A 26435-nucleotide genomic window follows, 5' to 3' on the forward strand; every position below is an offset into this window, starting at 1 on the left:
CTTCGGTCTTGCGTCTCCGACTCTATCAGACCGTTTCCCGGCCCGATTTCCTCGGTGCTTTCCAGGGTCCCGCTCCCGCGTTTCCCTTTCCGGCGGTCCCGACTTTATCAGAAGTTTCGAGCCGGTCTGACCGGCCATCCTTTTCCGAATTCATCGGGGTGGCTTCATTGATATCGATGAGATCGATGTTTCAAGAAGCAGGTAGATACTAACCTGCCGCCGACCGGACCATGTCCAGTTCCAGGCAACTGTTCGAATCTACCTCCCCGCCTGCTCCGTGTCAACGGTTCTGGCGGGACGAAGAGGACACTAGCAGCTCACGGGGCCGTTCCGCACATCAGGCGGCGGTCGGCACGGTGGCGCTTCGTTCGGTGTCGGCGACATCGCCGGTGGCGCCCTCGCGGGCGGCCCGGCCGCCGAGGACGTAGACGTACAGGAGGAAAGCCAGCTCGGCGGCGATGCCGATCGCGATGCGTGCCCAGGTGGGCAGGCCGGAGGGGGTGACGAAGCCTTCGATGGCGCCGGAGACGAAGAGGACCAGAGCCAGGCCGATCGCCATGCCCACGGCCGCGCGTCCTTCCTCCGCGAGGGCGGTGCGGCGGGTGCGGGGGCCGGGGTCGACGAGAGTCCAGCCGAGACGGAGCCCGGTGCCGGCGGCGACGAAGACCGCGGTCAGTTCGAGCAGGCCGTGCGGGAGAACGAGGCCGAGGAAGGTGTCGAGGCGCCCGGCGGACGACATCAGGCCGATACCGACGCCGAGGTTGAGCATGTTGAGGAAGAGGATCCACAGGACCGGCAGACCCAGGAAGATGCCCAGGACCAGACACATGGCGGCGGCCTGGGCGTTGTTCGTCCAGACCTGCGCGGCGAAGGACGTCGCCGGGTGGCTGGAGTAGTAGGTCTCGTACTCGCCGCCGGGGCGGGTCATCTGGCGGAGCTCGCCGGGGGCTCCGATGGACGCCTGTACCTCGGGGTGGGTGCCGATCCACCAGCCCAGGAGGGCCGCGACGAGGGTGGACAGCAGCGCGGTGGGTACCCACCAGTGCCGCGAGCGGTAGACGGCGGCCGGGAAGCCGTGCACGAGGAAGTCCGTGACGTCGCGCCATGAGGCGCGGCGGGTCCCTGTGACGGCACTGCGCGCGCGTGCGACGAGTTGGCTGAGTCTGCCGGTGAGCTGCGGGTCGGGTGCGCTGGACCGGATCAGGGACAGATGGGTGGCGGTGCGCTGGTAGAGGGCGACGAGTTCGTCGACCTCGGCGCCGGAGAGGCTGCGGCGGCGCCGGAGCAGGGCGTCGAGGCGGTCCCACTCCGCCCGATGGGCGGAGACGAAGACGTCGAGGTCCATCGGTGTGCCTGCTCCTCGGCTGGTCGTCGCCTGTCGGCGCTTCTCGTCGCTCGACTGTGCTCGCCTTCGGCGGGCTCGTCATGGATGTCAGCTTGTCGTACTGCGACGCGATGCGTCCTCAGCTTGGCAGACTGGCGGATCTCGGGGCAGGTCGGGGAAGGGCGGCGGGCGTGAGTGAGCTGGTGACGGGTGAGGCTGTGGCGTTGGAGCTGCGCCCGGCGAAGCTGCCGAGCAGGGCGCTGGCCGTGTTGCTCGACCTGGTCGTGGCCGGGGTCGTCTATACGACCGTGTCGATCGGCCTGGCGATAGCCACGGCGTCGCTGGACGACGCGGCACAGATGGCGGTGTCGATCGCGTCCTTCGTCCTCGTGCTGGTGGGCGCGCCGATCGCGGTCGAGACGCTCAGCCACGGCCGTTCGCTCGGGAAGACGGCGTGCGGTCTGCGGGTGGTGCGGGACGACGGCGGGCCGATCCGGTTCCGGCACGCGCTGGTGCGCGGTGCGGTGGGTGTCGTCGAGATTCTGCTGACGCTCGGGGTGGTGGCCTGTGTCGCCTCGCTGATGTCGGCGCGCGGCAGGCGTCTCGGTGATGTCTTCGCCGGGACGCTCGTGGTCCGGGAACGGGTGCCTGTCGCGCCGAGCGGGTATGTGCCGCCGCCCCCGCCCTGGCTGTCGGGGCGCTTCTCGTCGCTCGACCTGTCCGCGGTGCCCGACGGGCTGTGGCTGGCGATCCGGCAGTACCTGACGCGGATGCGGCAGCTCGACCCGCAGATCGGGGCGGCTATGGCGGGGCGGCTCGCCGCGGACCTCGCGGCACGGACGGGGGCGCCGGTTCCGCCGGGCGTTCCGCCGGGCGCCTTTCTGGCCGCGGTGCTGCAGGAGCGGCAGACCCGGGAGGCCCAGCGGGCCTTCGGCCGGGGCACGGCCGCCGGCGGGCAGGGGACCGGGACAGCGGAAGCCCCCTGGGGTCCCGGAGTGCCCGGCGTGTCTCCCGGGGTGTCCGGAGCGCCCGGTCCGTACGGGGCCGCGGCGTCGGCGCAGGGTGACGGGGGCGGGGCCTACGTCCCGTCCGTGCCGGCTGCGCAGGCCGCTCCCGCGGTTCCGGAGGCCGAGCGGCCGTCGGGCGAGCGGCCCACCGGGGGTTTTGCGCCTCCCGCGTGATCCGGGCCGTGTCCGGACGGCCGCCCGCCGGAGGTCGGTCGGGTCGGTCCCGGTCGGGTCGGTCCCGGTCGGGTCGGTCCCGGCCCGCTCAGTCCCAGTCCCGGCCCGCTCAGTCCCGGTCCGCGAACTGCGACGGCGGCGTGTCGAGGTCCTCCAGCTCGATGCCGGGGGCCGCCAGGACCACGTCCCCGGCGATGTGGACGGCGTGCTGTTCTCCCGTGTCCAGGGCTGTGACCTGGTATTCGTCCACGGTCAGGGGGCCGTTGTCAGTGGCGTGTGCTTCGCTCTTCACCAAGGCCCAGGACTGATCCAGGGTGCGGGGGGCGAGGACCGGGTCCGTGAACGCGACCAGGCGTACGCGGGTCGCCTGTCCGGAGGGGGTGAGGCGCAGGAGACGGGCTGTGGCGACGAGGAACGCGGGGGACGTGCCGGTGAAGGCGTGGGCGCGCACATTGCCTTCCGCGGCATGGGTGCCGGTGGGGTCCGTGCGGACCCAGGTGACGCCGTCGAGGGCGGCGCCACGCACCTGCCAGCCGCCCGCGTGGAGTTCCAGGCGGAGGGGGCGGCCCAGCTCGTCCAGGGCGAGGTCGACGGAGCCGTGGGGGTCTCCCGCCGGAGTGGTCAGCTGGGAGACGTAGCGCCAGCCGGAGGGGCCGGGGGCGCAGTGGAAGTGTTCGAGCGCGAGGGGGGTGTGATCGTGCGGATCGTGGAGCGAATAGCGGCCGCGGGGCATGGGGGTCCTGGGTTCTGACGGCTTGGGCTCGGTCTCCGCAATTCTGACGGGCTCCGGCCGGGGCCCTGTCTCGAGGCCGCCGGCCGAGCCGGCGGTGTCTGCGGCAGGCCGCTCGGGCCGGCCGAAGGGGCAGGCCCCCGGCACGGGGGTGCGGGGGCCTGCCTCTGAGGATCCGGTACGGCGGTACCGGCGACCCTGGCCGGGTGCCGGTACCGGCAGCCTCGGCTCAGTAGCGGTAGTGGTCCGGCTTGTACGGGCCGTCGACCTCGACACCGATGTAGGCGGCCTGCTCCGGACGCAGGGTGGTGAGCTTGACGCCCAGCGCGTCCAGGTGGAGCCGGGCGACCTTCTCGTCCAGGTGCTTGGGCAGCGTGTACACACCGGTCGGGTACTCGGCCTGCTTGGTGAACAGCTCGATCTGGGCCAGCGTCTGGTCCGCGAAGGAGTTGGACATCACGAACGACGGGTGGCCGGTGGCGTTGCCCAGGTTCAGCAGACGGCCCTCGGACAGCACGATGATCACCTTGCCGTCCGCGAAGGTCCAGGTGTGGACCTGCGGCTTGACCTCGTCCTTGACGATGCCCGGGACCCGGGCGAGGCCGGCCATGTCGATCTCGTTGTCGAAGTGGCCGATGTTCCCGACGATGGCCTGGTGCTTCATCCTGGCCATGTCGGCGGCCATGACGATGTCCTTGTTGCCGGTCGTGGTGATGAAGATGTCGGCCGTCTCCACGACCTCGTCCAGGGTCGTGACCTGGTAGCCGTCCATCGCCGCCTGGAGCGCGCAGATCGGGTCGATCTCGGTGACGATCACCCGGGCGCCCTGGCCCCGCAGCGACTCCGCACAGCCCTTGCCGACATCGCCGTAACCGAGGACGACCGCGGTCTTGCCGCCGATCAGGGTGTCGGTGGCACGGTTGATCCCGTCGATCAGGGAGTGACGGCAGCCGTACTTGTTGTCGAACTTCGACTTGGTGACGGCGTCGTTGACGTTGATCGCCGGGAACAGCAGCGAACCGTCACGGTGCATCTCGTACAGACGGTGCACACCGGTCGTGGTCTCCTCGGTGACACCGCGGATCTCGGACGCCAGCTGGGTCCACTTCTGCGGGGTCTCGGCCACCGTGCGGTTGAGGAGCTCCAGGATGACGCGGTGCTCGTCGGACTCGGCGGTGTCGGGCGAGGGGACCTGGCCGTCCTTCTCGTACTCGACGCCCTTGTGGACGAGGAGGGTGGCGTCGCCACCGTCGTCCAGGATCATGTTCGGGCCGCCGGTGGGGGTGTTCGGCCAGGTCAGCGCCTGCTCCGTGCACCACCAGTACTCCTCCAGGGTCTCGCCCTTCCAGGCGAAGACCGGGACGCCCTGGGGGTTGTCCGGAGTGCCGTTCGGGCCGACGGCGACGGCGGCGGCCGCGTGGTCCTGGGTGGAGAAGATGTTGCAGGAGGCCCAGCGGACCTCGGCGCCCAGGGCGACCAGGGTCTCGATCAGGACGGCGGTCTGCACGGTCATGTGCAGGGAGCCGGTGACACGGGCGCCCGCGAGGGGCTGTGCGGCGGCGTACTCCTTGCGGATCGCCATCAGGCCGGGCATCTCGTGCTCGGCGAGGGTGATCTCCTTACGGCCGAACTCGGCCAGGGAGAGGTCGGCGACCTTGAAGTCCTGTCGGTTGTCGACAGTCGTCATTGCGAGCTGCTCCTCGGGGTTGGGGCGAGGTGTGGGTACGGCTGGTCTGCGCGGCGGCGGACACAGGGGTGCCCGAAAGAGGACACAGGCATGCCCGCGTGCGCGCAGCGCAGTCCGTCGGAGGCCCTCTCTCCCTCGGTCGGTCCGCCAGGGGACCGCCCGACCGCCATCAGCAGCGACGTCTGGCTCCATCCCAAGCTACACCGCTGGGCCCGGCCGTCCCCAGTCCGCCTTCGAACACATCGAGCCGATCATGCGGGGGCCGCGGGCGGAGGTGTCACCGGGCGGGCGCTACTGTCTGCGGCCGAACGGGCGGCACGAAGGGGCGAGTTCATGACATCGGCGCGCAGGCTGTCGGCGGCGGGGTGGCTGATCGGGGTGCTGGGACTCGGGGTGGCGGCCGGCTGCTTCTGGGCGGCGTGGACCGGTCACCGGACGAGCACGGTCGGCGGTGACTCGATGAGGCCGACGTACCGGCAGGGGGACACAGTGATCATGGAGGTGGTCGACGGGTCCGAGGTCGGCCGGGGTGACGTCGTGCTGGTCTCCGTGCCGCAGACGCGGGGCCTGCCGGTGATCAAGCGGGTCGTCGGGGTGGGCGGCGACCGGGTCGTGTGCTGTGAGGGCAGCGGGGCCGGGGCGCGGCTGCTGGTCAACGGGCGGCCGCTGGAGGAGCCGTACGTGGCGGACGGGGTCGTGGACGGTGCCGCGGGCGGTGTCCTGAACCAGCCGTACGACGTGAAGGTGCCGGAGGGCCGGCTGTTCGTGCTCGGCGACCACCGGGCGAACTCCAGGGACTCGCGGTCGTACGGGCCGGTGCCGGCCGGGGCCGTGCAGGGGCGTGTGCCGGACGGGTGGACGGTTCCGGCGGGGCCGGCGGTGCTCGGGTCGGTCGGGTGCGTCCTCGCCCTCGCCGGTCTGGGGCTGGGCGTCGCCGGCAGGGCGGCGCGGCGGCGGGGCGGGGTGCCGACGCCGTCGTGGCCGCCGGGGGCCTGAGAGGGCGCGGCAGGCTCGTGGAGGCGAGGCGCGGTGCGGCCGGGACCGGGTCCTGGTGTCCGCGCGGCTCCTCGGCGGCTCGGCCGCACCGCAGGCGTCGGGTCCGAGGAGGGGTGGCCGCCTGCCGGGGGGCGGCTGCCCCGTGCCGGATCGGCCCCGCTGCGGATCGAGGGAACCGGAGGGAGCTCGTCCGGCCCGCCGAGCCGGTCGGTGGCCTTGCGGGCGGTGCTCGGCGGCGTGTGGTCCGTGGCCGGTGGGGACCGGACCGCCCGGGGCGGTCAGCCGCCGCGCTGCGGCGGAGCACGGGGCCGGAGAGACCTGGAGAGACACGGCGGGCCCGCCGGGAGATCGGCGGGCCCGTGGGGTGCGGTGCGGGGATCCGGTGGTCAGTGGCCGACGGCCGGGCCGCCCGGGGTGGCCTCCCGGTCGGGGCCCTTGGCGGCCTCGGACGCGCTGAAGATGTCGGGTTCGAGGTAGATGACACGGGCGATCGGGACGGCCTCGCGGATGCGGGCCTCGGCGGCGTCGATGGCCCGGGCGATCTCGGTGGCGGTGCCGTCGTGCCGTACCGCGACCTTGGCGGCGACCAGGAGCTCCTCGGGGCCGAGGTGCAGGGTGCGCATGTGGATGAGGCCGGTGACGGTGTCGCCGTCGACGACGGCGGCCTCGATCCGCTGGACCTCCTCGATGCCGGCGGACTCGCCGAGCAGCAGGGACTTGGTCTCGATGGCCAGGACGACGGCGATCAGGACGAGCAGGACGCCGATGCAGACGGTGCCGATGCCGTCCCAGACGCCGTCACCGGTGAGCAGGGCGAGGCCGACGCCGCCCAGGGCGAGGACCAGGCCGACCAGTGCGCCCAGGTCCTCCAGGAGGACGACGGGCAGCTCGGGGGCCTTGGCCCGGCGGACGAACTGCTTCCAGGAGAGCTCGCCGCGCAGTCCGTTGGACTCCTTGATGGCGGTGCGGAAGGAGAAGGACTCGGCGATGATCGCGAAGACGAGGACTCCGACCGGCCAGTACCAGTGCTCGATCTCGTGCGGGTTCTTGATCTTCTCGTAGCCCTCGTAGAGGGCGAACATGCCGCCGACGGAGAACAGGATGATCGAGACGAGGAAGGCGTAGATGTAGCGCTCGCGCCCGTAGCCGAAGGGATGCTGCGGAGTGGCCTCGCGCTGGGCCCGCTTGCCGCCGACCAGGAGCAGGGCCTGGTTGCCGGAGTCGGCGAGCGAGTGGACGCCCTCGGCGAGCATCGAGGACGAGCCGCTGAAGGCGAACGCCACGAACTTCGATGCCGCGATCGCGAGGTTGGCGCCGAGTGCCGCCACGATCGCCTTGGTACCGCCTGACGCGCTCATGTGTTCGCGTTGTCCCTTCGTACGCAACCCTGGGCGCCGCCCTCGGCTTTGCCCGTCCTTTGCCGGTGGGCCATTGTTGCAGCCCGCTCCGGGACGGGTACCCCTGGTCTTCCCCGACCCACGGTCAGGCGATGACGGTCGCGCGGAAGAGGGTGCCCGTACCGGACACATCGGTCTTTTCGCCCGCCGGGACGAAGACGGAGGTGCCGGGGGTGAGTTGCTGCTCGCCCACCCGGACCGTGCCGGCGGTGCAGAGCAGGATCTGGGCGGTGGCGCGGGTGAGGTCGTGGACGGCGCCGGCGGGCGGGAGGACGTAGCGGGACAGCCGGAACTCGTCGATCGGCGTCTCGTAGAGCTCCTCGCCGTCCGGGGACGCCTCCGGGCGCAGCACGCCGGGGTCGGCGGCCTCGAAGCGGACGATGCGCAGGAGTTCGGGGACGTCGACGTGCTTGGGGGTCAGACCGCAGCGCAGGACGTTGTCGGAGTTGGCCATGATCTCGACGGCGAGGCCGCTGAGGTAGGCGTGCGGGATGCCGGCGCCGAGGTAGAGGGCCTCTCCGGGCTGGAGACGGACGTGGTTGAGCAGCATGGCGGCGATGACGCCGGGGTCGCCCGGATAGTGGTGGGCGAGGTCGGCGTACGGGGCGTACGCGCCGCCGAGGCGGACGCAGGCGGCGGTGGCCTCGGCGACCGTGTGGTGCATCTCGTCGGGGTCGGCGGTGAGGATCGCGGTGAGGACCTCGCGCAGGGCGGCGTCCTCGGGGTGGGCGAGCAGCAGGTCGGCGTAGGGCTTGAGGGAGTCGACGCCGAGGCCGGCGAGCAGGTCGGCGGAGCGCACCGGGTCGCGGAAGCCGCACAGGCCGTCGAACTCGGTGAGCGCGCAGACCAGTTCGGGCTTGTGGTTGGCGTCCTTGTAGGTGCGGTGCGGGGCGTCCGCGGGAACGCCCCGGCGCTCCTCGTCGGCGTGGCCCCGGCGGGCCTGCTCCAGGTCGGGGTGGACCTGGAGGGAGAGCGGCGCTCCGGCGGCGAGGATCTTGAGCAGGAACGGCAGACGCGGGCCGAACCTGGCGACCGCCGCCTCGCCCAGTTCCCGCACCGGGTCCGCGTCGACGACCTCGGTGAGCGTGCCGCGTGCGGTGCGGGAGGGCGCGCCGGGGTGGGCGCCCATCCACATCTCCGCCTGGGGCTCGCCGGTCGGTTCGACGCCGAGCAGTCCGGGGATCGCGGTGGTGGAGCCCCAGGCGTAGGGGCGGACGGTGTTGTCGAGGCGGTCCATGCGCGTCTGCCTGTTCTCTCTTCGTACGACGCGTGCGACGCGGGTCCGTTGCCGCGTACGACGGTCAGGGTTCCCGGGTCACATCAGGCTCCCGAGGCGAGCGCCAGGTAAACGGCGGCGAAATCCGTGATGGCGATCAGTTCCGCGAGGGTCTCCAGTTCGTCGCCGGACTCGGGTTCCAGCTCGCTGATGGGCGTGTCGTGGCTGAGGGCGAGGTCGCGGGCGGCGGGGGCGGCGGTCAGGCCGCCGAGGGGGCGGTCGCGCAGGAGCACCACGCGCGCGTGCAGGGCGGGCGGCTCCTCGACGCGGTCGCGGAAGAAGTCGTCGGGGTCGGCGCTGGCGGCGAGGGGCCCGGCCAGCAGGGTGCCGTGCGCGACGAGCGCCTCGGGCAGTTCGGCGACGAGGGCCGGGCGGCCGGCGAGTTCGGCGAGCGCGGCGGCGAAGCGCCGGCCGGCCGGGCCCGCGGAGACGCCTTCCGTCCAGACCACCGGCAGCGTGTCGGCGAGTTCGGCGGCGAGGGTCTTGGCGGGGTTGCTGTACGTCGCGATGGCCGGGCCGCAGCGTTCGGCGATGTGGTCGAGGCGGTCGGCGACCTTCTCCAGGGCGTCGCCGGGGGCGGCGACCAGGCCGATGCGGTCCAGCAGGGCGAGCAGCGGGGTCAGCAGGGCCCACAGGACGCCGGGTGCGGAGGCGGTGAGGGGTTCGTCCTGCTCGTACGGGGCGGTCGCCATGGGGACGAACAGGCCGTGCACGGTGGTGAGGGCCTCGCTGAGCGGGGTGCGGGCCGGGCCGACGGCGGCGACGGTGCAGCCGCGCCGGTACGCCTGTTCGGCGAGGAGCGACAGTCCGGGTTCGGTGCCGTCGGGTGTGGCGATCAGCAGCAGGTCGACGGAGCCCGCCCAGCCGGGCAGTTCCCAGCGCAGGGCGCCGGCCGCGGGGGCGACACCGGTGGGGGCCAGCCGGGTGACGGGGCTGCCGGCGCCGGCGAGGGTGCCGAGGAGGTCGGCGACGCAGATGGCGGCGGCGCCGGGGCCCGCGATGAGGACGCTGCGGGGGCGGCCGTCGGGCTTGAGGTCACCCACGCCGGCCTCGGCCGCGTGCCGGGCCGCGGTGCGGACGCGCGCACCGGCCTCGGCGGCGCCCCGCAGCAGAGCGCGTCGATCGGCCTCCGCGAGGGCGTCCGGGGTGTCGAGCAACGATTCGTCGAGCATGGGCGGAGAGCCTCCGGTCGCCGGGTCGGTGCGAGCGCTTGCGCGGCCTGTTGCGGGGGGCCGGGATGTGCGTACGGGGTTACGCGGGGCGGCGGGCCTCGTCGACGAGGAGCACGGGGATGCCGTCGCGGACCGGGTACGCCAGGCCGCAGTCCTGGCCGGTGCAGATCAGCTCGGCGTCCCGCTCCTCCAGGGGGGCGTGGCAGGCCGGGCAGGCGAGGATCTCCAGGAGGCCGGCTTCGAGCGGCATGGGGCGTCCCTTCGGGGCGGGGGCTGTATGCGTAGGTGCCTGGTCAGCGTACCGCCGGGACGGGGGTGGCGCGGGAGTACGGCGGGTCGGACGGGTGCCGGCGGGGCGATGCCGCGGGTGCGAGGTGCTGTACCCGCACCCCCGGCGTACTCGCACCCCCGGCGTGCCCGGAGGCGCGAGGGAAGGCCGTACCCGCACCCCCCGGCGTGCCCGGAGGCGCGAGGGAGAGCCGTACCCGCACCCCCCGGCGTGCCCGGAGGCGCGAGGGAGAGCCGTACCCGCACCCCCCGGCGTGCCCGGAGGCGCGAGGGAGAGCCGTACCCGCACCCCCCGGCGTGCCCGTCCGGATGCACGGTCTCGCCCGGCCGGCCCCGGTCGTGCGTGCCCGGGCCTCAGCCGCGGATGATCGACAGCGCCTCGTCGCGGATCCTGGCCATCGTCGCCCCGTCCCGGGCCTCGGCGTTCAGGCGGAGCAGCGGCTCGGTGTTGGAGGCGCGGACGTTGAACCACCAGTCCGCGGTGGAGACGGTGAGGCCGTCGAGGTCGTCGAAGGACACGCCCTCCCGGCCCTCGTAGGCGGAGCGGATCGCGGCGAGGCGCGCGGCCTGGTCGTCGACGGTGGAGTTGATCTCGCCGGAGGCGGCGTAGCGGTCGTACTGAGCGACGAGGCCGGACAGCGGCCCGTCCTGGCCGCCGAGGGCGGCGAGGACGTGGAGCGCCGCGAGCATGCCCGTGTCGGCGTTCCAGAAGTCCTTGAAGTAGTAGTGCGCGGAGTGCTCGCCGCCGAAGATCGCGCCGGAGCGGGCCATCTCCGCCTTGATGAAGGAGTGGCCGACGCGGGTGCGTACGGGGGTTCCGCCGTTCTCCTTCACGACCTCGGGGACGGACCAGGAGGTGATGAGGTTGTGGATGATCGTGCCCGTGCCGCCGTTCTTCGCCAGTTCGCGGGAGGCGACCAGGGCGGTGACGGCGGACGGGGAGACCGGGTCGCCGCTCTCGTCCACGACGAAGCAGCGGTCGGCGTCGCCGTCGAAGGCGAGGCCGAGGTCGGCGCCCTCCTCGCGGACGCGCCGCTGGAGGTCGACGATGTTGGCCGGGTCCAGCGGGTTGGCCTCGTGGTGGGGGAAGGTGCCGTCCAGCTCGAAGTACATCGGCACCAGTTCCAGCGGCAGGCCCGCGAGGACGGTGGGCACGGTGTGGCCGCCCATGCCGTTGCCCGCGTCGACGACGACCTTCAGGGGGCGGACGGAGGTCAGGTCGACGAGCGAGCGCAGAAAGGCCGCGTAGTCCTCCAACGTCTCGCGCCGGGTGACGGTTCCCGCGGTGGAGGCGGGGGCCGGAGCGCCCGACTCGCGCCACAGCTCGACGAGTTCGCGGATCTCGGTGAGGCCGGTGTCCTGGCCGATCGGAGCGGCGCCCGCACGGCACATCTTGATGCCGTTGTACTGCGCGGGGTTGTGCGAGGCGGTGAACATCGCTCCGGGCAGGCCGAACGCCCCGGAGGCGTAGTAGAGCTGGTCCGTGGAGCACAGACCGATCTCGGTCACGTCCACGCCGAGCGCGGCCGCGCCCCGCGCGAACGCGCCGGAGAGACCCGGGGACGAGGGCCGCATGTCGTGTCCGACGACGATCGCGTCCGCGCCGGTCACCCGGGCGAAGGCGGCGCCGAAGAGCTCGGCGAGCGACTCGTCCCACTGGTCGGGGACGACTCCGCGCACGTCGTACGCCTTCACGATCTGCGACAGATCAGCAACCACGGCCAACCCTCCTGAAAGTCCTGTCGGTCACCTCAAACTACCCGCAGCACCTCGCGCCCCGTCGTGCGCTCCAGGGGCGCGGACTCCCGCCCGTCACCCAGGGCAGGGATCGGATTCAGGCCGGGGAGGCCGACGGGACGCCCGAGCGGGCGCCGGGCCGGGTCAGTTGTCCGGCGAGCGGAGAACGCGCAGGTGGCCGCGGCGGGCGACCTCCATGGGGTCCGCCGCGCGGGCCCCGCCGGCCCGGGCGGCGCGTTCCTGCGGGCGGGCCGCCTCGCGCACCGCGTTGGCGAGCGCCTCCAGGTCGTCGCCGCTGGGGCGGGCCGGGGCGGAGCCGTCGAGGAGCCGGACGACCTCCCAGCCGCGCGGGGCGGTGAGGCGCTCGGAATGCTCGGCGCACAGGTCGTAGCAGTGGGGCTCGGCGTAGGTGGCGAGCGGGCCGAGGACCGCGGTCGAGTCGGCGTAGACGTACGTCAGCGTCGCGACGGCGGGTCGGCCGCAGGCGGTGCGCGAACAGCGACGTACAGGGCTCACGACGTTGGACGGTACCGCACTCTTGAGCGGGCCGCGACGACTCTCCACCAGGTCACCCCACCGTGTCGTGTTGCAAAACGTCCCACAAACCCTTTCTGTCCTACCCTGCCGAGCCGCGCAGGTATGCGTCCCGGTGGGCCGGACGCCGTCCGGCCCTGTGACCAGTCGGTACAAACTCGGCCATTCGGCCCCGGGTTCACCGGTCGCGGAGAGATACGGAGAGATACGGAATCGAGCCCGACCTCGGCCGGAACGGTCGTCCTGCGGCATGTCCGCGAGGTGGCCTGATGCCGTGCCGGGCGGCGTGTGGGCACCGGGCAGCCGGGCCGGGCGGCGACTAGGCTTCACCGGTGATGGACACCCCCGTACCGCCCCGTGCCACCGGCCCCGGGCCCCGCCGTCGCGACCGTCACGGCCGCGGCATGCGCGGCCCGATCGCGCCGCCGCAGGTGCCGCTCGCCGCGAGCCGGGCCGAGCTGTTCGCGGATCTGGTCCAGGACTCCGTGGAGCGCCTGGAACGGCGCTGGCCGCAGCTCGCCGACATCGACTTCCTGGTGCTCGAGGTGCCGCGGCCGGCCGCGGCCGGGGAGGCGTGGCACGACGAGCCGGTCCCGCTGGGGGACACGGTTCCGGCACGCGACGGACGTCGCGCGCAGGTGGTGGTCTACCGGCGGCCGGTGGAGATCCGCACCAAGGGGCGCGACGAGCGCGCCGCCCTGGTGCACGAGATCGTCGTCGAGCAGGTCGCCGAGCTGCTGGGACTCACCCCGGAGACGGTGGACCCGCGCTACGGCGAGGACTGATCCCCGGGGCCGCGGCCCGGGCTCACCTCTGCCCGGTCCGGCCCCGCCTGCTCGTCCGTCCGCCTGCCCGCTCGTGCGCCCGCTATCGCTGGAGCACCGACAGATCCTGCTCGGCCTGCGGTACGGCGACCGTGCCGCGGTCGTCCGGCAGGGTCTGCACGGTGAACGCCGGCACGCCGTCCTGCGGCGCGGCGAGGGTCCTGGCGGCGTACACCGGGCCGCCCGACACGGGCTCCACGGTGAGCGCGTAGGTGCCCTTCAGCCCGTCCGGCACCGGGATCTCCACGTTCTGGGTGGTACCGGCCTTGAGGGTGACGGTCTTCGTCGCGGCGGTGCCGCCCTCGGTGCCGGCCGAGGCGGTGATCTCGACCTTCGCGCCGTCCTCGGGCGCGGTGAGCGACAGGGTGGTGCCCTTGGCGGTGTTGCCGAGGACGCTCGCGCGGGTGCCGACCGGGCGGGCGGCGGGGATGAACGCCGTCTCCTGGTCGTCCCCCTTGCCGCGCACGACCCGTACGGCGGCGACGACCGGCACCGCGCGGCTCGTCGGGCTCAGGACCAGCGAACCGGCCTCGCCACGGGTCAGCTCGCCGAGGTCGACCGCACCGGTCATCCCCGACTTCACATGCAGCGTCTCCTGGCCGGCGGGGGTGATCAGGCCGGACGGGGAGGCGAGGCGGACCTTCAGGTCGGCGTCGGCGCCGCCCGGGGTGAAGACGACCAGCCGCACGGACGTGGCGTCCTCGGGGACACCGGGTACGACGAGGGAGCCGGCCGGGTCGGCCGCGGCGGGCAGCCAGTCGCCGCCGAGCTTGTCGTCCAGGGCCAGCACGTCGGCGCCGACGCGGCCGCTGCGCACATTGACGTGCACGGTGAGGTCGCCGTGCCTGCCGTCGGTGAGGGTGTCCAGCCGGAGCGGCTTGGTGGACCGCGGCTTGACCGTGATGCTCTCGGCGGCGTCGGTCTGGACCGCGCCGTCCTCGCCGTAGAGCTCGATGTCCACCTCGGCCGCGGAGTCGTCGGGGTTGGTGAGGTGGACGTAGTCGGTGCGGGACTCCTCGGTGCTGGCGCCCGGGAACCAGAACTCGGTGTCCGGGGCGGCGCAGTTGACGCCCGCGAGGCCGCGTCCGGTGCCCGCGGCGACCTCGGTGGTCTGCAGGACCGTCCAGCCCGGCGCGGCCTTGCCCTCGGCGGTGCCGAGCAGGGCCGGGGACCCGTCGCCTGAGCTGTCGCCGCTGACCGGGGTGCCGGCCTCGCCGGGCTCCAGGACGGGCTCGGGCGCCTTCTTCTTCGTGCTCCTGCCGGTCCCGGCGCCGTCCGCCGGGAGCAGTTCCGCCGTGCCCTTGCCGTCGGCGCCCTTCGTCACGGGCGTGAACGACGTGTACGTCGTCTCGGCGAGGTCGGAGGTGCTGGGCGCGGGGCACACCAGGCTGGTGCGCTCCACCGGCAGGTACGCGGCGGCCCTGGCGGTGTCCGTGCCGGAGGCGTCGGGGGCGGTGAGCGCGCCCAGACCGGTGACGGCGGCGACCGCGGCCACGGCGGCGATCAGGGACAGGGTCGTGCGGTTCACTGCTGGCTCCCGTCGGGGCGCTCGCTGCCGGTGGCGTGCGGGTGGTCCGGGTGGTCCGGGTAGTCCTGGTGCGCCGGGTCGTAGCCCTGGGGGTGGTTCGGGTCGTACGGCGGCGTCTGCGCGGTGCCTCCGTAGGCGTACGGGTCGTACGGGCGGGCCTGGTAGGGATCGGCCTGGTAGGCGCCGCCGTAGGCACCGGCCGGGTACTGCTCGGCCTGCCGGGCGTACGGGTCCGCGCCCTCCCAGGCGTCGTAGGACTCCTGCTGCGGAACGGCAGCCGGGACCTGCGGCGGGGGCGGGACGGCGAACTCGTCGGCACGGGCGGCCTCCTCGGCCTCCGTCCCGAACTCGGACTCCGTCCCGAACTCGGACTCCGTCCCGAACTCGGACTCGGCCTCGGCCTGGGCGCGCAGACGGCGGGCCCGGCGACCCTCGCCGGAGACGGCCTGGGCCGGGATCGGCGTCTCCTCGGGCAGGTCGTCGTCGACGTCGCGGCGGCGGCCGGGCAGGGCCAGGACGACGAGGACGAGGGCGAGGAACCCCTGTGCCCACAGCCAGGCGGTACGGGCGAACGGCGCGTCGTAGGTGACGTCCAGACGGCCGCCCGTGGCGGGCAGCTCGAAGCCCTGGGCCCAGCCGTCGAGGGTCTTCGCGGTGAGCGGCCGGCCGTCGAGGGTGGCGGTCCAGCCGGTGGAGGCGGTGTCCGCCAGGCGCAGCACGCGCCCGCCGGGCCCGGCGGGGATCTCGGTGTGGATCTCGACGGGGCCCGCGGCGACGGGCTGGGGCTCGGCGTCGGCGGACCCGGCGATCGTGGCGCGCGCGACCTCACGGTCCACCCGCCACAGGGCGCCGCCGTCCTGCTCGCTGAGCCGGGTCAGGCCCGGGGTGGCGTCCAGGACGCGGGTGATCTCGCGGGGTGCGCCCTTGTGGACGAGGACGAAGCGCACGGCGAACTCGCCGAGCTGGCTGGCCTGGTCGGCGCCGGAGCCGGCGACCAGGTTGGCCACGGTCCGGTCCAGGCGGGCGTTCGCACCGGCGGCGGCGGTGAGTTCGGCGTCGCCGAGGCGGGCGCCGGAGCCGCGGACCAGGGTGTAGCGGACGTGGGCGGCGGATTCGCTGTCCAGGACGAGGGTGCGTCGCTGGTCGCGGGAGCTGCCCTCGTAGGCGACGAACTCGGGCACCTGCACCGGTTCGCGGCGCTCCAGCGGACCGTCGGCGCCGCCGATCATCCAGCCGGCGGCGACGAGCAGCGGCCCCGCGGCGGAGGCGAAGGCGATCAGCGCGGCGACCGGCTGGCGCCAGCCGAAGCTCTGCTCGGCCACGCGTGCGCGCGCCCCGTCGGCGCCGAGGACGGCGGCCGCGAGCAGCGCGAGGCCGTAGACCAGGGTGGCGGGGCCCGCCCATGCGGAGCGGTTGGACAGCACCGCGAGGAGCAGGCCGACCAGCGCGACCGCCCAGGCGGTGAGGACGGCGGGGCGGCGCTCGGTGCGCAGCAGGGCGGCCAGCGCCGCGAGGACGACGCCGATGAGCATCAGCCCGTCCACGGTGCCGGGCCCGCCGGGGCTCGCGCCGAGCAGGTCGAGCGCGGAGGCGGCGGAGGCTCCGTACTCCAGGCCGGCCTCGGTGAAGAAGCCGGTCGGCAGCAGCGTCAGCGACCAGGGCGCGAGGACCAGCAGGGGGGTGCCGAGCTGGGCGAGGAAGCGCAGTCCGTAGGCGGTGATCTCGCCGCGGCGCACGACGAGCAGGCCGATGCCGAGGGCCAGCGCGGCGGGCCACACGATCGGGGTGAAGGCGGTGGTGACGGTCAGCAGCAGGGCGTACGCCCAGGTGGCACGCCAGCTGCCGCGGGCGCCGGAGGAGTTCGCCAGGCCGCTCGCCGCGATGCCCGCGCGGGCGAGGAGCGGCAGCAGCACGGCGAGGACGGCGGTGCCGAGCCGGCCGCCGGCGAGGGCGCCGGTGACGGCGGGCAGGAAGGCGTAGGCGACGGCGGCCCAGGCGCGCAGCAGCCGGGAGGTCACCAGGGGGCGGGAGGCGAAGTACGCGCTGATCCCCGCCAGCGGCACGGAGGCGACCAGCAGCACGGTGACGGCGAGGCCGGTGGAGCCCAGCAGCAGCGAGGCCAGCAGGGCGACGATCGCGAGGTACGGCGGGGCGGTGGGGGTGCCTCCGGCGCCGACCGGGTGCCAGGTGTCCAGGTAGCGCGCCCACAGGTCGCCGGCGCCCGCGGGGGCGGGCAGCAGGGCGCCGCCGAAGAGTGCTCCGCCGCCGATCAGGGCGCGGCAGGCGGCCAGCGAGGCGAGCAGCAGCACCAGGAACAGCACGGGGCCCGGCTTGCGGGCGATGCGCTTGAGGCGGGCGAACTGCTCGATCTCCAGGAAGTCGGCGTCGTCCCCGCCGGGTCCGGACTCCACCGCGCCGCCGTGCCGTCCGGCGCCGGAGGCGGACTCGGAGTCGGAGGCGCCGAAGAAATTGCCGGCGACCTGTTCGACGGTGGCGCGGAGGGTGGCGCCCGGCGGCGGGAACAGCTGCCTGAGTTCGCCCTTGTCGATCTGGGGGCGGCCTCTGCCGCGGCGGCCGGCGGCGATCCGCTCGGGCCGCAGCAGCACGCCGAGCAGGCCGCGGATCTCGTCGACGGCCTGTCCGGGGACCTTGCCGACCAGGTAGGCGAGGGTGCGCAGCAGGGTGCCGAGGACGAGCCGGAGCAGCACCCAGGGCAGCGCGGCGGTGCGGGTGTTGACCAGGAGGGTGTAGACGGCACCGGCCTTGTCGACCCGGTGCGGGGAGGCGGTGGTGCGGCCGGCGCAGTCGACGGCGCGGCGTTCGCGGGAGGACGCCTCGGCGTGACGGACGACGGCGTCGGGGGCGACGAGGACGCGGTGGCCGGCGGCGGTCGCGCGCCAGCACAGGTCCACGTCGTCGCGCATCAGGGGCAGGCGCCGGTCGAAGCCGCCGAGCTCCTCGAAGACGTCGCGGCGGACCAGCATGCCGGCGGTGGAGACCGACAGCACGGGCCGGACGTGGTCGTGCTGGCCCTGGTCCTGCTCACGGCGGTCCAGGCCGGTCCAGCGGCGGCCGGAGTGGGCGATGGAGACGCCGACCTCCAGCAGCTGCCTGCGGTCGTACCACCCGCGCAGCTTGGGGCCGACCACGGCGACGTCGTCGCGGCCCAGTTCGAGTTCGTTGTCGACGACGCGCAGCAGCTGCGCGAGGGCGTCGGGTTCGGGGGCGCAGTCGTCGTGCAGCAGCCAGAGCCACTGGACCGGTTCGCCGTGGGGGAGTTCGGGCAGGTCGTAGTTGTCGTCGCGCCACTGGCGGGTGACGGGGTCCCAGCCGCTCGGCCGCTTCAGGTACGGCAGCTCCTCCGGCGTGAGCCAGGGGGCGGTGCGGTGGGCCTCCTCGACGGCCTGGCCGAAGCCGGTGCGGCGGGCGAGGTGGAGCACCCGGTCGGGGCCGAGGGCGTCGGTGACCTGCGTCGCGGAGTCGTCGGCGCTGCCGGTGTCGGCGGCCACCGCGTACTGGACGGGGCGCTCCTGGCCGAGCAGCCCGGCGAGCGCGTCGGGCAGCCAGCGGGCACCGTCGTGGGAGACGATCACCGCGGTGACGACATGACGCGGGAACTCAGGAGTGGCAGCGTGTTCATGGGCTGCCGTGTGGCTGTGCACGGACATCGAGGTACGGGCCCCGGTTCGGTGGACTGCGGTGGACGCCTGTGCTCCCTGGGGGCGGCGAGGCGTCTCTGGACGAGCGACCACACTATCGGCTGGGCATGACAGCGGCCCGCCGCCTGTGGATAACCCACATGCGACGGGCCGTTCGTGACGTTTGTGCGATTGCTCCGGTGCCGCGCGCTCAGACGGCCGCCTTCTTCAGGCGGCGGCGTTCGCGTTCGGAGAGTCCGCCCCAGATGCCGAAGCGCTCGTCGTTGGCCAGGGCGTACTCGAGGCACTCGGAGCGGACCTCGCAGGCGAGGCAGACCTTCTTGGCCTCGCGGGTGGAGCCGCCCTTCTCGGGGAAGAAGGACTCGGGGTCGGTCTGGGCGCACAGTGCGCGCTCCTGCCAGCCGAGCTCCTCGTCCGCGTCGTCGACCAGCAGTTGCTGCACCAGCTCGGTCATGTGCGCCCCTCGTCCGTCTTTCGCGTCCCCGTGATCCAGCCGTTACCGATACCGGCTGAACGACACGAGTGAAATTACAAGTGTGCTGCTCCGGGCGAGTCAAGCCGAGATCTGCTATTGAGCCCCTTATTCACTCTGCGGAACCAAGGCCATGCGGAAAGTGTTCAAATCGCCATAAACCTTGACATGCAGACAGAGCCCTCGGAGCCCCCCGGCCCGCACAGGTCTGTACGGAGAGGGACGCCCGGACGTTCGATCTCGTTCCGACACGTGTGCCGAAGCGAACCGGATCACAGTCGGATCACGTATCCACAACGACGCTCACGCTCCCGGTGGTGCGCCATGTGTCCCCGACCCCGGCTGCACAAACCTTTCGCCTGCGACATGAACCGGATGAGGTGAAACATGTCCCACATACCGGGCGTCGAGTTGACAGCCGAGGTGTGAGCCGGTGTCCTTGTGGGCATGCTCGCGAACTTGGCGCTCACCTCGACCCGCACCGCCGGGTCCCTCGGTGCTGCCACCGTTCGCCGTAGCTGTTGCTGTTGTCCCGGCTGTTGAGCCCAACGCGCTCCGGCCGCCTCTGAGTCCACCGCGACTCGGCTGCTTGTTCCCGCCGCCCGTACCCGGGCACCCCTGTCCCCCGTGATCCGGGCGGACGGCCACGCGACACCCAGCCATCCCCCACACCCCGCCGAGGAACCACCGCATCCATGAACAGCGACAGCGACCTCCAGATCGCCGGCGACATCCTCGAAGTCCCGCACCTGCTCCAGATCCCGCGCGAGCACCCGGCCACCGTCGCCGAGTTCGCCGGGCTGGCCCGCTCCATCGCCGCCGACAGCGCCCAGTGGCGGCACCTCGTGCGCTACGACGCCACCACCCGCTGGTACCACCGGCTGCGCACCGGCCCCGGCTACGAGGTGTGGCTGCTGTCCTGGGTGCCCGGACAGGGCAGCGGACTGCACGACCACGGCCGCTCCTCCGGCGTGCTGACCGTCCTGGACGGCACCCTCACCGAGCACACCGGGCGCGGCACGCGCGTGCTGGGGGCGGGTGCGCAGCGGGTGTTCGCGCCGGGCTACGTCCACGAGGTCGTCAACGACGCCCTGGAGCCGGCGGTCAGCCTGCACGTCTACTTCCCCGGTCTCACCGAGATGCCGATGCACGCCCCCCGCTGCGAGGCACGTCACGAGACCGCCCGGCTGACCGCCTGACGCAATGCCGTTCCCGCCTGCGAGACTTGGCGCATGCGCATTGTGGTTCTGGCAGGCGGCATCGGCGGTGCCCGGTTCCTGCGCGGTCTGAAGAAGGCCGTGCCGGACGCGGACATCACGGTCATCGGCAACACCGGGGACGACATCCACCTCTTCGGGCTCAAGGTCTGCCCGGACCTCGACACGGTGATGTACACCCTCGGCGGCGGCATCGACGAGGGGCAGGGCTGGGGACGGGCCGAGGAGACCTTCCATCTGAAGGAGGAGCTCGCGGCCTACGGCGTGGGCCCCGACTGGTTCGGGCTCGGCGACCGGGACTTCGCCACGCACATCGTGCGGACCCAGATGCTGAGCGCCGGGTTCCCGCTCAGCGCGGTCACCGAGGCGCTGTGCGACCGCTGGCAGCCGGGCGTACGGCTGATCCCGATGACCGACGACCGGGTGGAGACCCATGTGGCCGTCGAGCTGGACGGCGAGCGCAAGGCGGTCCACTTCCAGGAGTACTGGGTGCGGCTGCGGGCGTCGGTGCCGGCCGAGGCGGTCGTGCCGGTGGGCGCCGAGCAGTCCAAGCCCGCGCCCGGTGTGCTGGAGGCGATCGCCGAGGCGGACGTGGTGCTCTTCCCGCCGTCCAACCCCGTCGTCTCCGTCGGCACGATCCTCGCCGTGCCCGGCATCCGCGAGGCCATCGCCGAGGCGGGCGTGCCGGTGGTCGGCCTCTCCCCCATCGTCGGCGACGCGCCCGTGCGCGGGATGGCCGACAAGGTGCTCGCCGCGGTGGGCGTGGAGTCCACGGCCGCGGCCGTCGCCGAGCACTACGGCTCCGGACTGCTGGACGGCTGGCTGGTCGACAGCGTCGACGCGGGCGCGGTGGAGCGGGTGGAGGCGGCCGGGATCCGCTGCCGGGCCGTACCGCTGATGATGACCGACGTCGACGCGGCCGCGCAGATGGCCCGCGAGGCGCTGGCGCTGGCCGAGGAGGTGCGGGCGGCGTGAGCGGGACGTCCGTGCCGGGCTACCGGGTCTGGGCGGTGCCCGGGCTGCCCGAGATCGCGCCCGGCGACGATCTCGCCAAGCTGATCGCCGCCGCCGAGCCCGGCCTCGCCGACGGGGACGTCCTCCTGGTCACCTCGAAGATCGTCTCCAAGGCCGAGGGCCGGATCGTCGAGGCCGCCGACCGGGAGGCCGCGATCGACGCCGAGACCGTCCGGGTGGTCGCCCGGCGCGGCACGCTGCGGATCGTCGAGAACCGGCAGGGCCTGATCATGGCCGCCGCCGGGGTGGACGCCTCCAACACCCCCGCCGGCACCGTGCTGCTGCTGCCCGAGGACCCCGACATGTCCGCGCGGGCGATCCGCGAGGGGCTGCGCGCGATCCTCGGCGTCGAGGTCGGTGTCGTGGTGACCGACACCTTCGGACGGCCCTGGCGCGCGGGGCTCACGGACGTCGCGATCGGCGCCGCCGGGATACGCGTGCTGGACGATCTGCGCGGGGGCACCGACGCCCACGGCAATCCGCTCGGCGCGACCGTCGTCGCCACCGCCGACGAACTCGCCGCCGCCGGCGATCTCGTCAAGGGCAAGGCCGCCGGACTGCCCGTCGCCGTCGTCCGCGGGCTGGCGCACGTGACCACCGGGAGCGGCGCGGAGGGCGCCCGGGCCCTGGTGCGCCAGGGGCACGACGACATGTTCCGGCTCGGCACCTCCGAGGCGGTCCGGCTCGCCGTCACCCAGCGCCGCACGGTCCGCGCCTTCACGGACGAACCCGTCGACCCCGGTGCCGTACGGCGCGCGGTCGCCGCGGCCGTCACCGCGCCCGCCCCGCACCACACGACCCCGTGGCGGTTCGTGCTGCTGGAGTCGGCCGCGTCGCGCACCCGGCTGCTGGACGCGATGCGGGAGGCGTGGATCGCGGACCTGCGCCGGGACGGCAAGTCCGAGGAGTCGGTCGCCAAGCGCGTACGGCGCGGTGACGTGCTGCGCGACGCGCCCTTCCTGGTGGTGCCCTGCCTGGTCATGGACGGCTCGCACACCTACGGCGACGCCCGGCGCGACGGGGCCGAGCGGGAGATGTTCGTCGTGGCCACCGGCGCCGGGGTGCAGAACTTCCTGGTCGCGCTGGCCGGGGAACGCCTGGGCTCGGCCTGGGTGTCCTCGACCATGTTCTGCCGGGACGTGGTGCGCGAGGTGCTCGCGCTGCCGGACGGCTGGGACCCGATGGGCGCGGTCGCGGTCGGCCACCCGGCCGGGGAGCCGCGGCCGCGCGCCGAGCGGGACGCCGGGGCGTTCATCGAGGTGCGCTGACCGCGGCCCCGCCGGGCGGGGCCGGGACCGGCCGGGGTGCGTGTGGCGTACGTCAAGGCCCGAACGGCCTCCGGTGACGCGCCCTGGCGCCTACGCTCGTAGGACCGGCCGGTTTCCCGGGGGTCCCACTCGTGGCAGGACGTTTCGCTCAGCGCCCCACGCGTACGACGGTGCGCGGGGGCCATGTCGCCGTGCCCGGCGCGGTGCCGCGGCCGGCCGCGCAGCCCGCGCGGGTGCGGACGTACGTGCCCGAGGGCCCGCTCGATCTGGGCCTGGTGCTGGGGCCGTTGCGGCGCGGGCCGGCCGATCCGACGTTCCGGGCGCTGCCCGACGGGTCGGTGTGGCGGGCCAGCCTCACCCCCGCCGGGCCGGGCACGCTGCGGGTCTCGGCCCGCGGCGGCGAGGTGCGCGGCGAGGCATGGGGGCCGGGGGCCGAGTGGCTGCTGGAGCAGCTGCCGCAGATGCTCGGAGCCCACGACGACCCCGACGCGTTCGTCCCGAGGCACCGGCTGGTGGCGCTGACGCGGCACCGGCGGCCGGGACTGCGGCTGACGCGGACCGGGCTGGTGCTGGAGTCGCTGATCCCGTCGGTCCTGGAGCAGAAGGTCACCACCGACGAGGCGTACCGGGCGTGGCGGCTGCTGGTGCGGAAGTTCGGGGAGCCGGCGCCGGGACCCGCGGCGGACGGGCGGCTGTTCGTGATGCCCGCGCCGCGGACGTGGGCACTGATCCCCTCGTGGGAGTGGCACCGCGCCGGGGTCGACGACAAGCGGGCGTCCACGGTCCTGCGGGCCGTACGGGTCGCGGCGCGGCTGGAGCAGGCGGTGCGGATGACGCCCGAGGAGGCGCGGGCACGGCTGGAGGTCGTCCCGGGGATCGGACCGTGGACGTCGGCGGAGACCGTGCAGCGCAGTCACGGGGCGCCGGACGCGGTGACCGTCGGGGACCTGCATCTGCCGGGGATCGTGGGATGGGCGCTGGCCGGGGACCGGCACGCCGACGACGCGGTGATGCTGGAGCTGCTGGAGCCGTACGCCGGGCAGCGGCATCGCGCCGCCCGGCTGATCCTGCTGAGCGGGAAGACCCCCGCCCGGCGGACGCCGAAGATGCCGAGGGCCGACATCGGCCGGCTGTGAACAGGGCCAGTGGCCGGAGGGCGGAAAGCCCCCTGGCCCCTTGGCCCACCGGCCCACCGGCCCACCGGCCGCTTCTTCGGATCCGCCTGCTGGTCCGGAGCCGTCCACCGCTCCGGAACCGCCACTGCTCCAGGGCCGCCCACCGCTCCGGGGGCGTCTACCGGTCCGGGGGTGTCTACCGGTCCGGGGGCGTCTACCGGTCCGGCGAGAAGCGCAGCGATCCCGCCGGGATCGTCGCGTCGCACCACACTCTCGCGCCGTCCCGCAGCTCGTTGTCGGCGCCGATCACGGCGCCGTCGCCGATGACCGTGCCGCTCAGGACGGAACGCGTGCCCACCCGGGCACGGATGCCGATGAGGGAGTCGGTGACGACGGCGCCGGGCTCGATGACGGCGCCCGGCAGGATCGTGGAGCCGAACACCCGCGCGCCCTCGGCGACGAAGGCGCCCTCGCCGACGACGGTGCCGCCCGCCAGCTCGGCGTCGGGGGCGACCCGGGCCGTCGGCAGGATCAGCCGGTCCCCGCAGCGGCCCGGCACCGCCGGGGAGGGGACACGGCCGAGGACCAGGTCGGCGGAGCCGCGGACGAAGGCCGCCGGGGTGCCGAGGTCCAGCCAGTAGGTGCTGTCGACCATGCCCCGGAGAAAGGCGCCCGCAGCCAGCAGGTCCGGGAAGGTCTCCCGTTCCACGGAGACCGGGCGGCCCTGCGGGATCGTGTCGATGACCGAGCGGCGGAAGACGTACGCACCCGCGTTGATCTGGTCGGTGACGATCTCCTGCGGCGTCCGGGGTTTCTCCAGGAACGCCAGGACCCGGCCCGTGCCGTCCGTGGGGACCAGGCCGTAGGCGCGCGGGTCGGTCACCCTCGTCAGGTGGAGGGAGACGTCCGCGCCGGCCCGTTCATGGGTGTCGACCAGGGCCCGGATGTCCAGGCCGGTGAGGATGTCGCCGTTGAAGACGAGGACCGGGTCGTCGGGGCCCGAGCGAAGGCGGGAGGCCACGTTGCGGATCGCTCCGCCGGTGCCGAGGGGCTCCTCCTCCGTGACGTACTCGATGTGCAGACCCAGCGACGAGCCGTCGCCGAAGCGGGGTTCGAAGACCTCCGCCAGATAGGACGTCGCGAGCACGATGTGCTCGACCCCTGCCGCCCGCGCCCGCGCCAGCTGGTGCGTGAGGAACGGCACCCCCGCCGCCCTGACCATCGGCTTCGGGGTGTGCACCGTGAGCGGGCGCAGCCGGGTGCCCTTGCCGCCGACCAGGAGGATCGCTTCTGTCACCTGTCGTCTCTGCTTCCTGCCGGGACCGGCCGAACTGTCTTTCGGCCGGCCAGTGTGTGCAGACCCTTGCAAGGCGCTCTCGACGGCCGCGCGGTGTCGCGTCCCCCTCCCCGGCGGCTGTGGGCATGCCCCCCTCGGACGCGCTCCCGGCAGGCTCCCGGGCGACAGGCCCCGGCGGCGGGCCGCCCGGTCAGCGGCCCTGGAGCAGGGCGGCGTCCGAACGGACCGTGCCGAGCTTGCCGTACAGAAGCCCTCCCGGACACTCCGTGGCGAAGCCGTCCCGGTGACCGGAGATCACGTTCAGTCGTACGTTCTTGCCCTTCTGGTAGAGGTTTCCACCGCCGGACGTGAGGTACGTCGTCCCGGCCGGGTTCATTCCGTGGAGGCCGAGCTTCCAGGCCGTCAGCCGGGCGATGGCCTTCACCGCCGAGGCGCTCGGCTTGGTGGAGCTGAACGTGCCGAGCACGGCGATCCCCGTGCTGTTGCTGTTGAAACCGAGCGTGTGGGCGCCCATGACGGGCTTGGCCACCCCGCCGGCCCGGCCCTCGTAGATGTTTCCGCACCGGTCGACGAGGAAGTTGTAGCCGATGTCCCGCCAGCCCATGCTCTTGACGTGGTAGCGGTAGATACCGCGGATGACGGACGGGGCCTGCGAGCAGAGGTACTGGTTGCCGGACGCCGTGTGATGCACGAAGGCCGCCTTGGCCTGGCTGGTGTACACGAACGTCTTCTCGCGCAGAGTCTCGTCCGCGCCCCAGCCGCGCCGGGTGACGATGACCGGGCGCGGGCCGATCTTCGGCGTCGTGACCGTGTCGCCGAGTCCCGACGCCACCGCTTCCGCCGTCGTCCGCGCGCGGCTCAGCGCGGGGATCACGGTGGCGCCGAGCGGGGCGAGGCCGGAGTTGGCGGCGGACGCGGTCGCGGCCCCGGGGCTGAGCGCCCCGGTGCGCGGCGAGTAGGCCGGGGAGCCCCGGGACACGTCGTCGGCCCGGCCCGGGTCGACGAGTTCCAGCCGCAGCCCCGCGGGCAGCGGGGTCCCGGTGGTGACGGTGCGTCCGCCGCGGCCGGTCTCCTCCACCCTGCTCTGTGCGGTGGCCCAGACCCGGACCTCGACGCCGTCCGAGTCCCCGACCCACAGCGGGGCGGTCGCGCCGTGGACCCGGCGTGAGGTGCGCTCGGCGGTGCCGGGGTCGGCGGAGTGCTCGGCGTTGTGGGTCTCGACGTCCTGCCAGCCGGACCACTGGCCGGTGACGGCCCCGCGGGTGCGGACCTGGACGCTGCCGCGCAGTTCGCTGGCGGGGTCGTCCCAGATGACGCCGAGGAGGGAGAAGTGCCGTACGTCACGGCGGGTCAGGCCCTGTACGGCGGTGGAGCCGAGGGCGCGTCGGTCGGCGAGCGGGACCAGGGGGAGGGACTGGGTCCCGCCCGGGAGGTCGGGGGCGGCGCCGGTGGAACGCTCCGCGGCCGGAGCCGGTCGGGCCGTCGCCGTGGCTGCGGTCAGGGTCAGCGGCAGGGCCAGTGCGGCCGCGCAGGTGACGCCGATCGAAGAGGCAAGGAATCCACGCATGCCCCTGATCCTGGACATAGCCATATATATCTGTCCATCGGGGACTTGACGGGCCGTCGGTCCGCATTGCGCCGAACCGGTGGTCTGCGCTCGGCCGAACCGGTGGTGGTGCCGTCCGGCGCGGGCGCGTCGGCCCGCGTACGCTTGCGCGG

Annotated in this window: 21 protein-coding genes; 7 read left to right on the forward strand and 14 right to left on the reverse strand. The window is 73.8% G+C overall.

The window, feature by feature from the left end; all coding sequences use genetic code 11:
* Positions 1-337: 337 nt before the first annotated feature.
* Complete coding sequence (locus ACIQGV_RS26400) at positions 338-1345, reverse strand: stage II sporulation protein M (RefSeq protein WP_402498255.1); 1008 nt, start codon at positions 1343-1345, stop codon at positions 338-340.
* A 170-nt stretch (positions 1346-1515) separates the two neighbouring features.
* On the opposite strand from ACIQGV_RS26400, the gene ACIQGV_RS26405 reads away from it, so the two are divergent.
* Positions 1516-2505, forward strand: coding sequence for an RDD family protein (locus ACIQGV_RS26405; RefSeq protein ID WP_402498258.1), 990 nt, complete (start codon positions 1516-1518; stop codon positions 2503-2505).
* Between the two features lie 109 nt (positions 2506-2614).
* Here ACIQGV_RS26405 and ACIQGV_RS26410 read toward each other — a convergent pair whose 3' ends face one another.
* Positions 2615-3238 carry a hypothetical protein gene (locus ACIQGV_RS26410; protein WP_402498261.1) on the reverse strand — a complete coding sequence of 208 codons (624 nt, stop codon included), beginning with the start codon at positions 3236-3238 and terminating at the stop codon, positions 2615-2617.
* A gap of 226 nt (positions 3239-3464) precedes the next feature.
* Positions 3465-4922 carry an adenosylhomocysteinase gene (gene ahcY / locus ACIQGV_RS26415; RefSeq protein WP_402498263.1) on the reverse strand — a complete coding sequence of 486 codons (1458 nt, stop codon included), beginning with the start codon at positions 4920-4922 and terminating at the stop codon, positions 3465-3467.
* Positions 4923-5255: 333 nt separating this feature from the next.
* Between ahcY and lepB the strand changes: the two genes are divergently transcribed.
* Entirely contained in the window at positions 5256-5918 is a 663-nt protein-coding gene (lepB, locus tag ACIQGV_RS26420; RefSeq protein ID WP_402498265.1) for a signal peptidase I, read from the forward strand.
* 386 nt (positions 5919-6304) lie between these two features.
* On the opposite strand, the gene ACIQGV_RS26425 is transcribed toward lepB, so the two are convergent.
* From ACIQGV_RS26425 to ACIQGV_RS26450, 6 genes are all read right to left on the reverse strand, one after another.
* Positions 6305-7276 carry a cation diffusion facilitator family transporter gene (locus ACIQGV_RS26425; protein ID WP_402498267.1) on the reverse strand — a complete coding sequence of 324 codons (972 nt, stop codon included), beginning with the start codon at positions 7274-7276 and terminating at the stop codon, positions 6305-6307.
* A gap of 124 nt (positions 7277-7400) precedes the next feature.
* Positions 7401-8552: a mannose-6-phosphate isomerase, class I gene (gene manA, locus ACIQGV_RS26430; RefSeq protein WP_402498269.1), complete on the reverse strand. Its 1152-nt coding sequence runs from the start codon at positions 8550-8552 to the stop codon at positions 7401-7403.
* A gap of 83 nt (positions 8553-8635) precedes the next feature.
* Positions 8636-9763, reverse strand: coding sequence for an SIS domain-containing protein (locus ACIQGV_RS26435; RefSeq protein WP_402498271.1), 1128 nt, complete (start codon positions 9761-9763; stop codon positions 8636-8638).
* Between the two features lie 79 nt (positions 9764-9842).
* Positions 9843-10013 (reverse strand): Trm112 family protein, encoded by a 171-nt coding sequence (locus tag ACIQGV_RS26440; RefSeq protein WP_079163527.1) that lies wholly within the window; start codon positions 10011-10013, stop codon positions 9843-9845.
* A gap of 392 nt (positions 10014-10405) precedes the next feature.
* Positions 10406-11770, reverse strand: a complete 1365-nt coding sequence (locus tag ACIQGV_RS26445) for a phosphomannomutase/phosphoglucomutase (protein WP_402498273.1) — start codon at positions 11768-11770, stop codon at positions 10406-10408.
* 162 nt (positions 11771-11932) lie between these two features.
* On the reverse strand, positions 11933-12352 hold the full coding sequence (locus tag ACIQGV_RS26450; RefSeq protein WP_402498275.1) for a DUF3499 domain-containing protein: 420 nt from the start codon (positions 12350-12352) through the stop codon (positions 11933-11935).
* A 305-nt stretch (positions 12353-12657) separates the two neighbouring features.
* Between ACIQGV_RS26450 and ACIQGV_RS26455 the strand changes: the two genes are divergently transcribed.
* Positions 12658-13107, forward strand: coding sequence for a metallopeptidase family protein (locus ACIQGV_RS26455; protein ID WP_402498699.1), 450 nt, complete (start codon positions 12658-12660; stop codon positions 13105-13107).
* 82 nt (positions 13108-13189) lie between these two features.
* On the opposite strand, the gene ACIQGV_RS26460 is transcribed toward ACIQGV_RS26455, so the two are convergent.
* The 3 genes from ACIQGV_RS26460 to ACIQGV_RS26470 all read right to left on the reverse strand — a co-directional run bounded on the left by ACIQGV_RS26460 (position 13190) and on the right by ACIQGV_RS26470 (position 18787).
* Entirely contained in the window at positions 13190-14674 is a 1485-nt protein-coding gene (locus ACIQGV_RS26460; protein ID WP_402498277.1) for a DUF5719 family protein, read from the reverse strand.
* The gene (locus ACIQGV_RS26465) at positions 14671-18342 is read right to left on the reverse strand and encodes a glycosyltransferase family 2 protein (RefSeq protein WP_402498279.1); all 3672 of its coding nucleotides are present in this window, start codon (positions 18340-18342) and stop codon (positions 14671-14673) included. The genes ACIQGV_RS26460 and ACIQGV_RS26465 overlap by 4 nt, the downstream gene beginning before the upstream one ends.
* A gap of 181 nt (positions 18343-18523) precedes the next feature.
* A complete protein-coding gene (locus tag ACIQGV_RS26470; protein ID WP_003975777.1) occupies positions 18524-18787 on the reverse strand; it encodes a WhiB family transcriptional regulator in 264 nt (87 codons plus the stop codon).
* Positions 18788-19500: 713 nt separating this feature from the next.
* Between ACIQGV_RS26470 and ACIQGV_RS26475 the strand changes: the two genes are divergently transcribed.
* From ACIQGV_RS26475 to ACIQGV_RS26490, 4 genes are all read left to right on the forward strand, one after another.
* Positions 19501-20004 carry a cysteine dioxygenase gene (locus ACIQGV_RS26475; RefSeq protein WP_402498281.1) on the forward strand — a complete coding sequence of 168 codons (504 nt, stop codon included), beginning with the start codon at positions 19501-19503 and terminating at the stop codon, positions 20002-20004.
* A 33-nt stretch (positions 20005-20037) separates the two neighbouring features.
* Positions 20038-20997 (forward strand): 2-phospho-L-lactate transferase, encoded by a 960-nt coding sequence (cofD, locus tag ACIQGV_RS26480; RefSeq protein ID WP_402498283.1) that lies wholly within the window; start codon positions 20038-20040, stop codon positions 20995-20997.
* Positions 20994-22304, forward strand: coding sequence for a coenzyme F420-0:L-glutamate ligase (locus ACIQGV_RS26485; protein ID WP_402498284.1), 1311 nt, complete (start codon positions 20994-20996; stop codon positions 22302-22304). The genes cofD and ACIQGV_RS26485 overlap by 4 nt, the downstream gene beginning before the upstream one ends.
* 131 nt (positions 22305-22435) lie before the next feature.
* Positions 22436-23440, forward strand: a complete 1005-nt coding sequence (locus tag ACIQGV_RS26490) for a DNA-3-methyladenine glycosylase family protein (RefSeq protein ID WP_402498286.1) — start codon at positions 22436-22438, stop codon at positions 23438-23440.
* 193 nt (positions 23441-23633) lie between these two features.
* On the opposite strand, the gene ACIQGV_RS26495 is transcribed toward ACIQGV_RS26490, so the two are convergent.
* Positions 23634-24716, reverse strand: a complete 1083-nt coding sequence (locus ACIQGV_RS26495; protein ID WP_402498287.1) for a sugar phosphate nucleotidyltransferase — start codon at positions 24714-24716, stop codon at positions 23634-23636.
* Between the two features lie 190 nt (positions 24717-24906).
* Positions 24907-26283, reverse strand: a complete 1377-nt coding sequence (locus ACIQGV_RS26500) for a peptidoglycan recognition protein (RefSeq protein ID WP_402498289.1) — start codon at positions 26281-26283, stop codon at positions 24907-24909.
* Positions 26284-26435: the final 152 nt, after the last annotated feature.

It is taken from the genome of Streptomyces sp. NPDC093094 (assembly GCF_044754345.1).
Taxonomy (GTDB): domain Bacteria; phylum Actinomycetota; class Actinomycetes; order Streptomycetales; family Streptomycetaceae; genus Streptomyces.

Excerpts from the sequence above, each read along its gene's own strand:
- ACIQGV_RS26465 (WP_402498279.1), bottom strand. The coding sequence starts at position 18,342 with ATGTCCGTGCACAGCCACACGGCAGCCCATGAACACGCTGCCACTCCT.
- ACIQGV_RS26400 (WP_402498255.1), bottom strand. The coding sequence starts at position 1,345 with ATGGACCTCGACGTCTTCGTCTCCGCCCATCGGGCGGAGTGGGACCGC.
- ACIQGV_RS26470 (WP_003975777.1), bottom strand. The coding sequence starts at position 18,787 with ATGACCGAGCTGGTGCAGCAACTGCTGGTCGACGACGCGGACGAGGAG.
- ACIQGV_RS26410 (WP_402498261.1), bottom strand. The coding sequence starts at position 3,238 with ATGCCCCGCGGCCGCTATTCGCTCCACGATCCGCACGATCACACCCCC.
- ACIQGV_RS26500 (WP_402498289.1), bottom strand. The coding sequence starts at position 26,283 with ATGCGTGGATTCCTTGCCTCTTCGATCGGCGTCACCTGCGCGGCCGCA.
- lepB (WP_402498265.1), top strand. The coding sequence starts at position 5,256 with ATGACATCGGCGCGCAGGCTGTCGGCGGCGGGGTGGCTGATCGGGGTG.
- ACIQGV_RS26425 (WP_402498267.1), bottom strand. The coding sequence starts at position 7,276 with ATGAGCGCGTCAGGCGGTACCAAGGCGATCGTGGCGGCACTCGGCGCC.
- cofD (WP_402498283.1), top strand. The coding sequence starts at position 20,038 with ATGCGCATTGTGGTTCTGGCAGGCGGCATCGGCGGTGCCCGGTTCCTG.
- ACIQGV_RS26475 (WP_402498281.1), top strand. The coding sequence starts at position 19,501 with ATGAACAGCGACAGCGACCTCCAGATCGCCGGCGACATCCTCGAAGTC.
- ACIQGV_RS26455 (WP_402498699.1), top strand. The coding sequence starts at position 12,658 with ATGGACACCCCCGTACCGCCCCGTGCCACCGGCCCCGGGCCCCGCCGT.
- ACIQGV_RS26435 (WP_402498271.1), bottom strand. The coding sequence starts at position 9,763 with ATGCTCGACGAATCGTTGCTCGACACCCCGGACGCCCTCGCGGAGGCC.
- manA (WP_402498269.1), bottom strand. The coding sequence starts at position 8,552 with ATGGACCGCCTCGACAACACCGTCCGCCCCTACGCCTGGGGCTCCACC.
- ahcY (WP_402498263.1), bottom strand. The coding sequence starts at position 4,922 with ATGACGACTGTCGACAACCGACAGGACTTCAAGGTCGCCGACCTCTCC.
- ACIQGV_RS26440 (WP_079163527.1), bottom strand. The coding sequence starts at position 10,013 with ATGCCGCTCGAAGCCGGCCTCCTGGAGATCCTCGCCTGCCCGGCCTGC.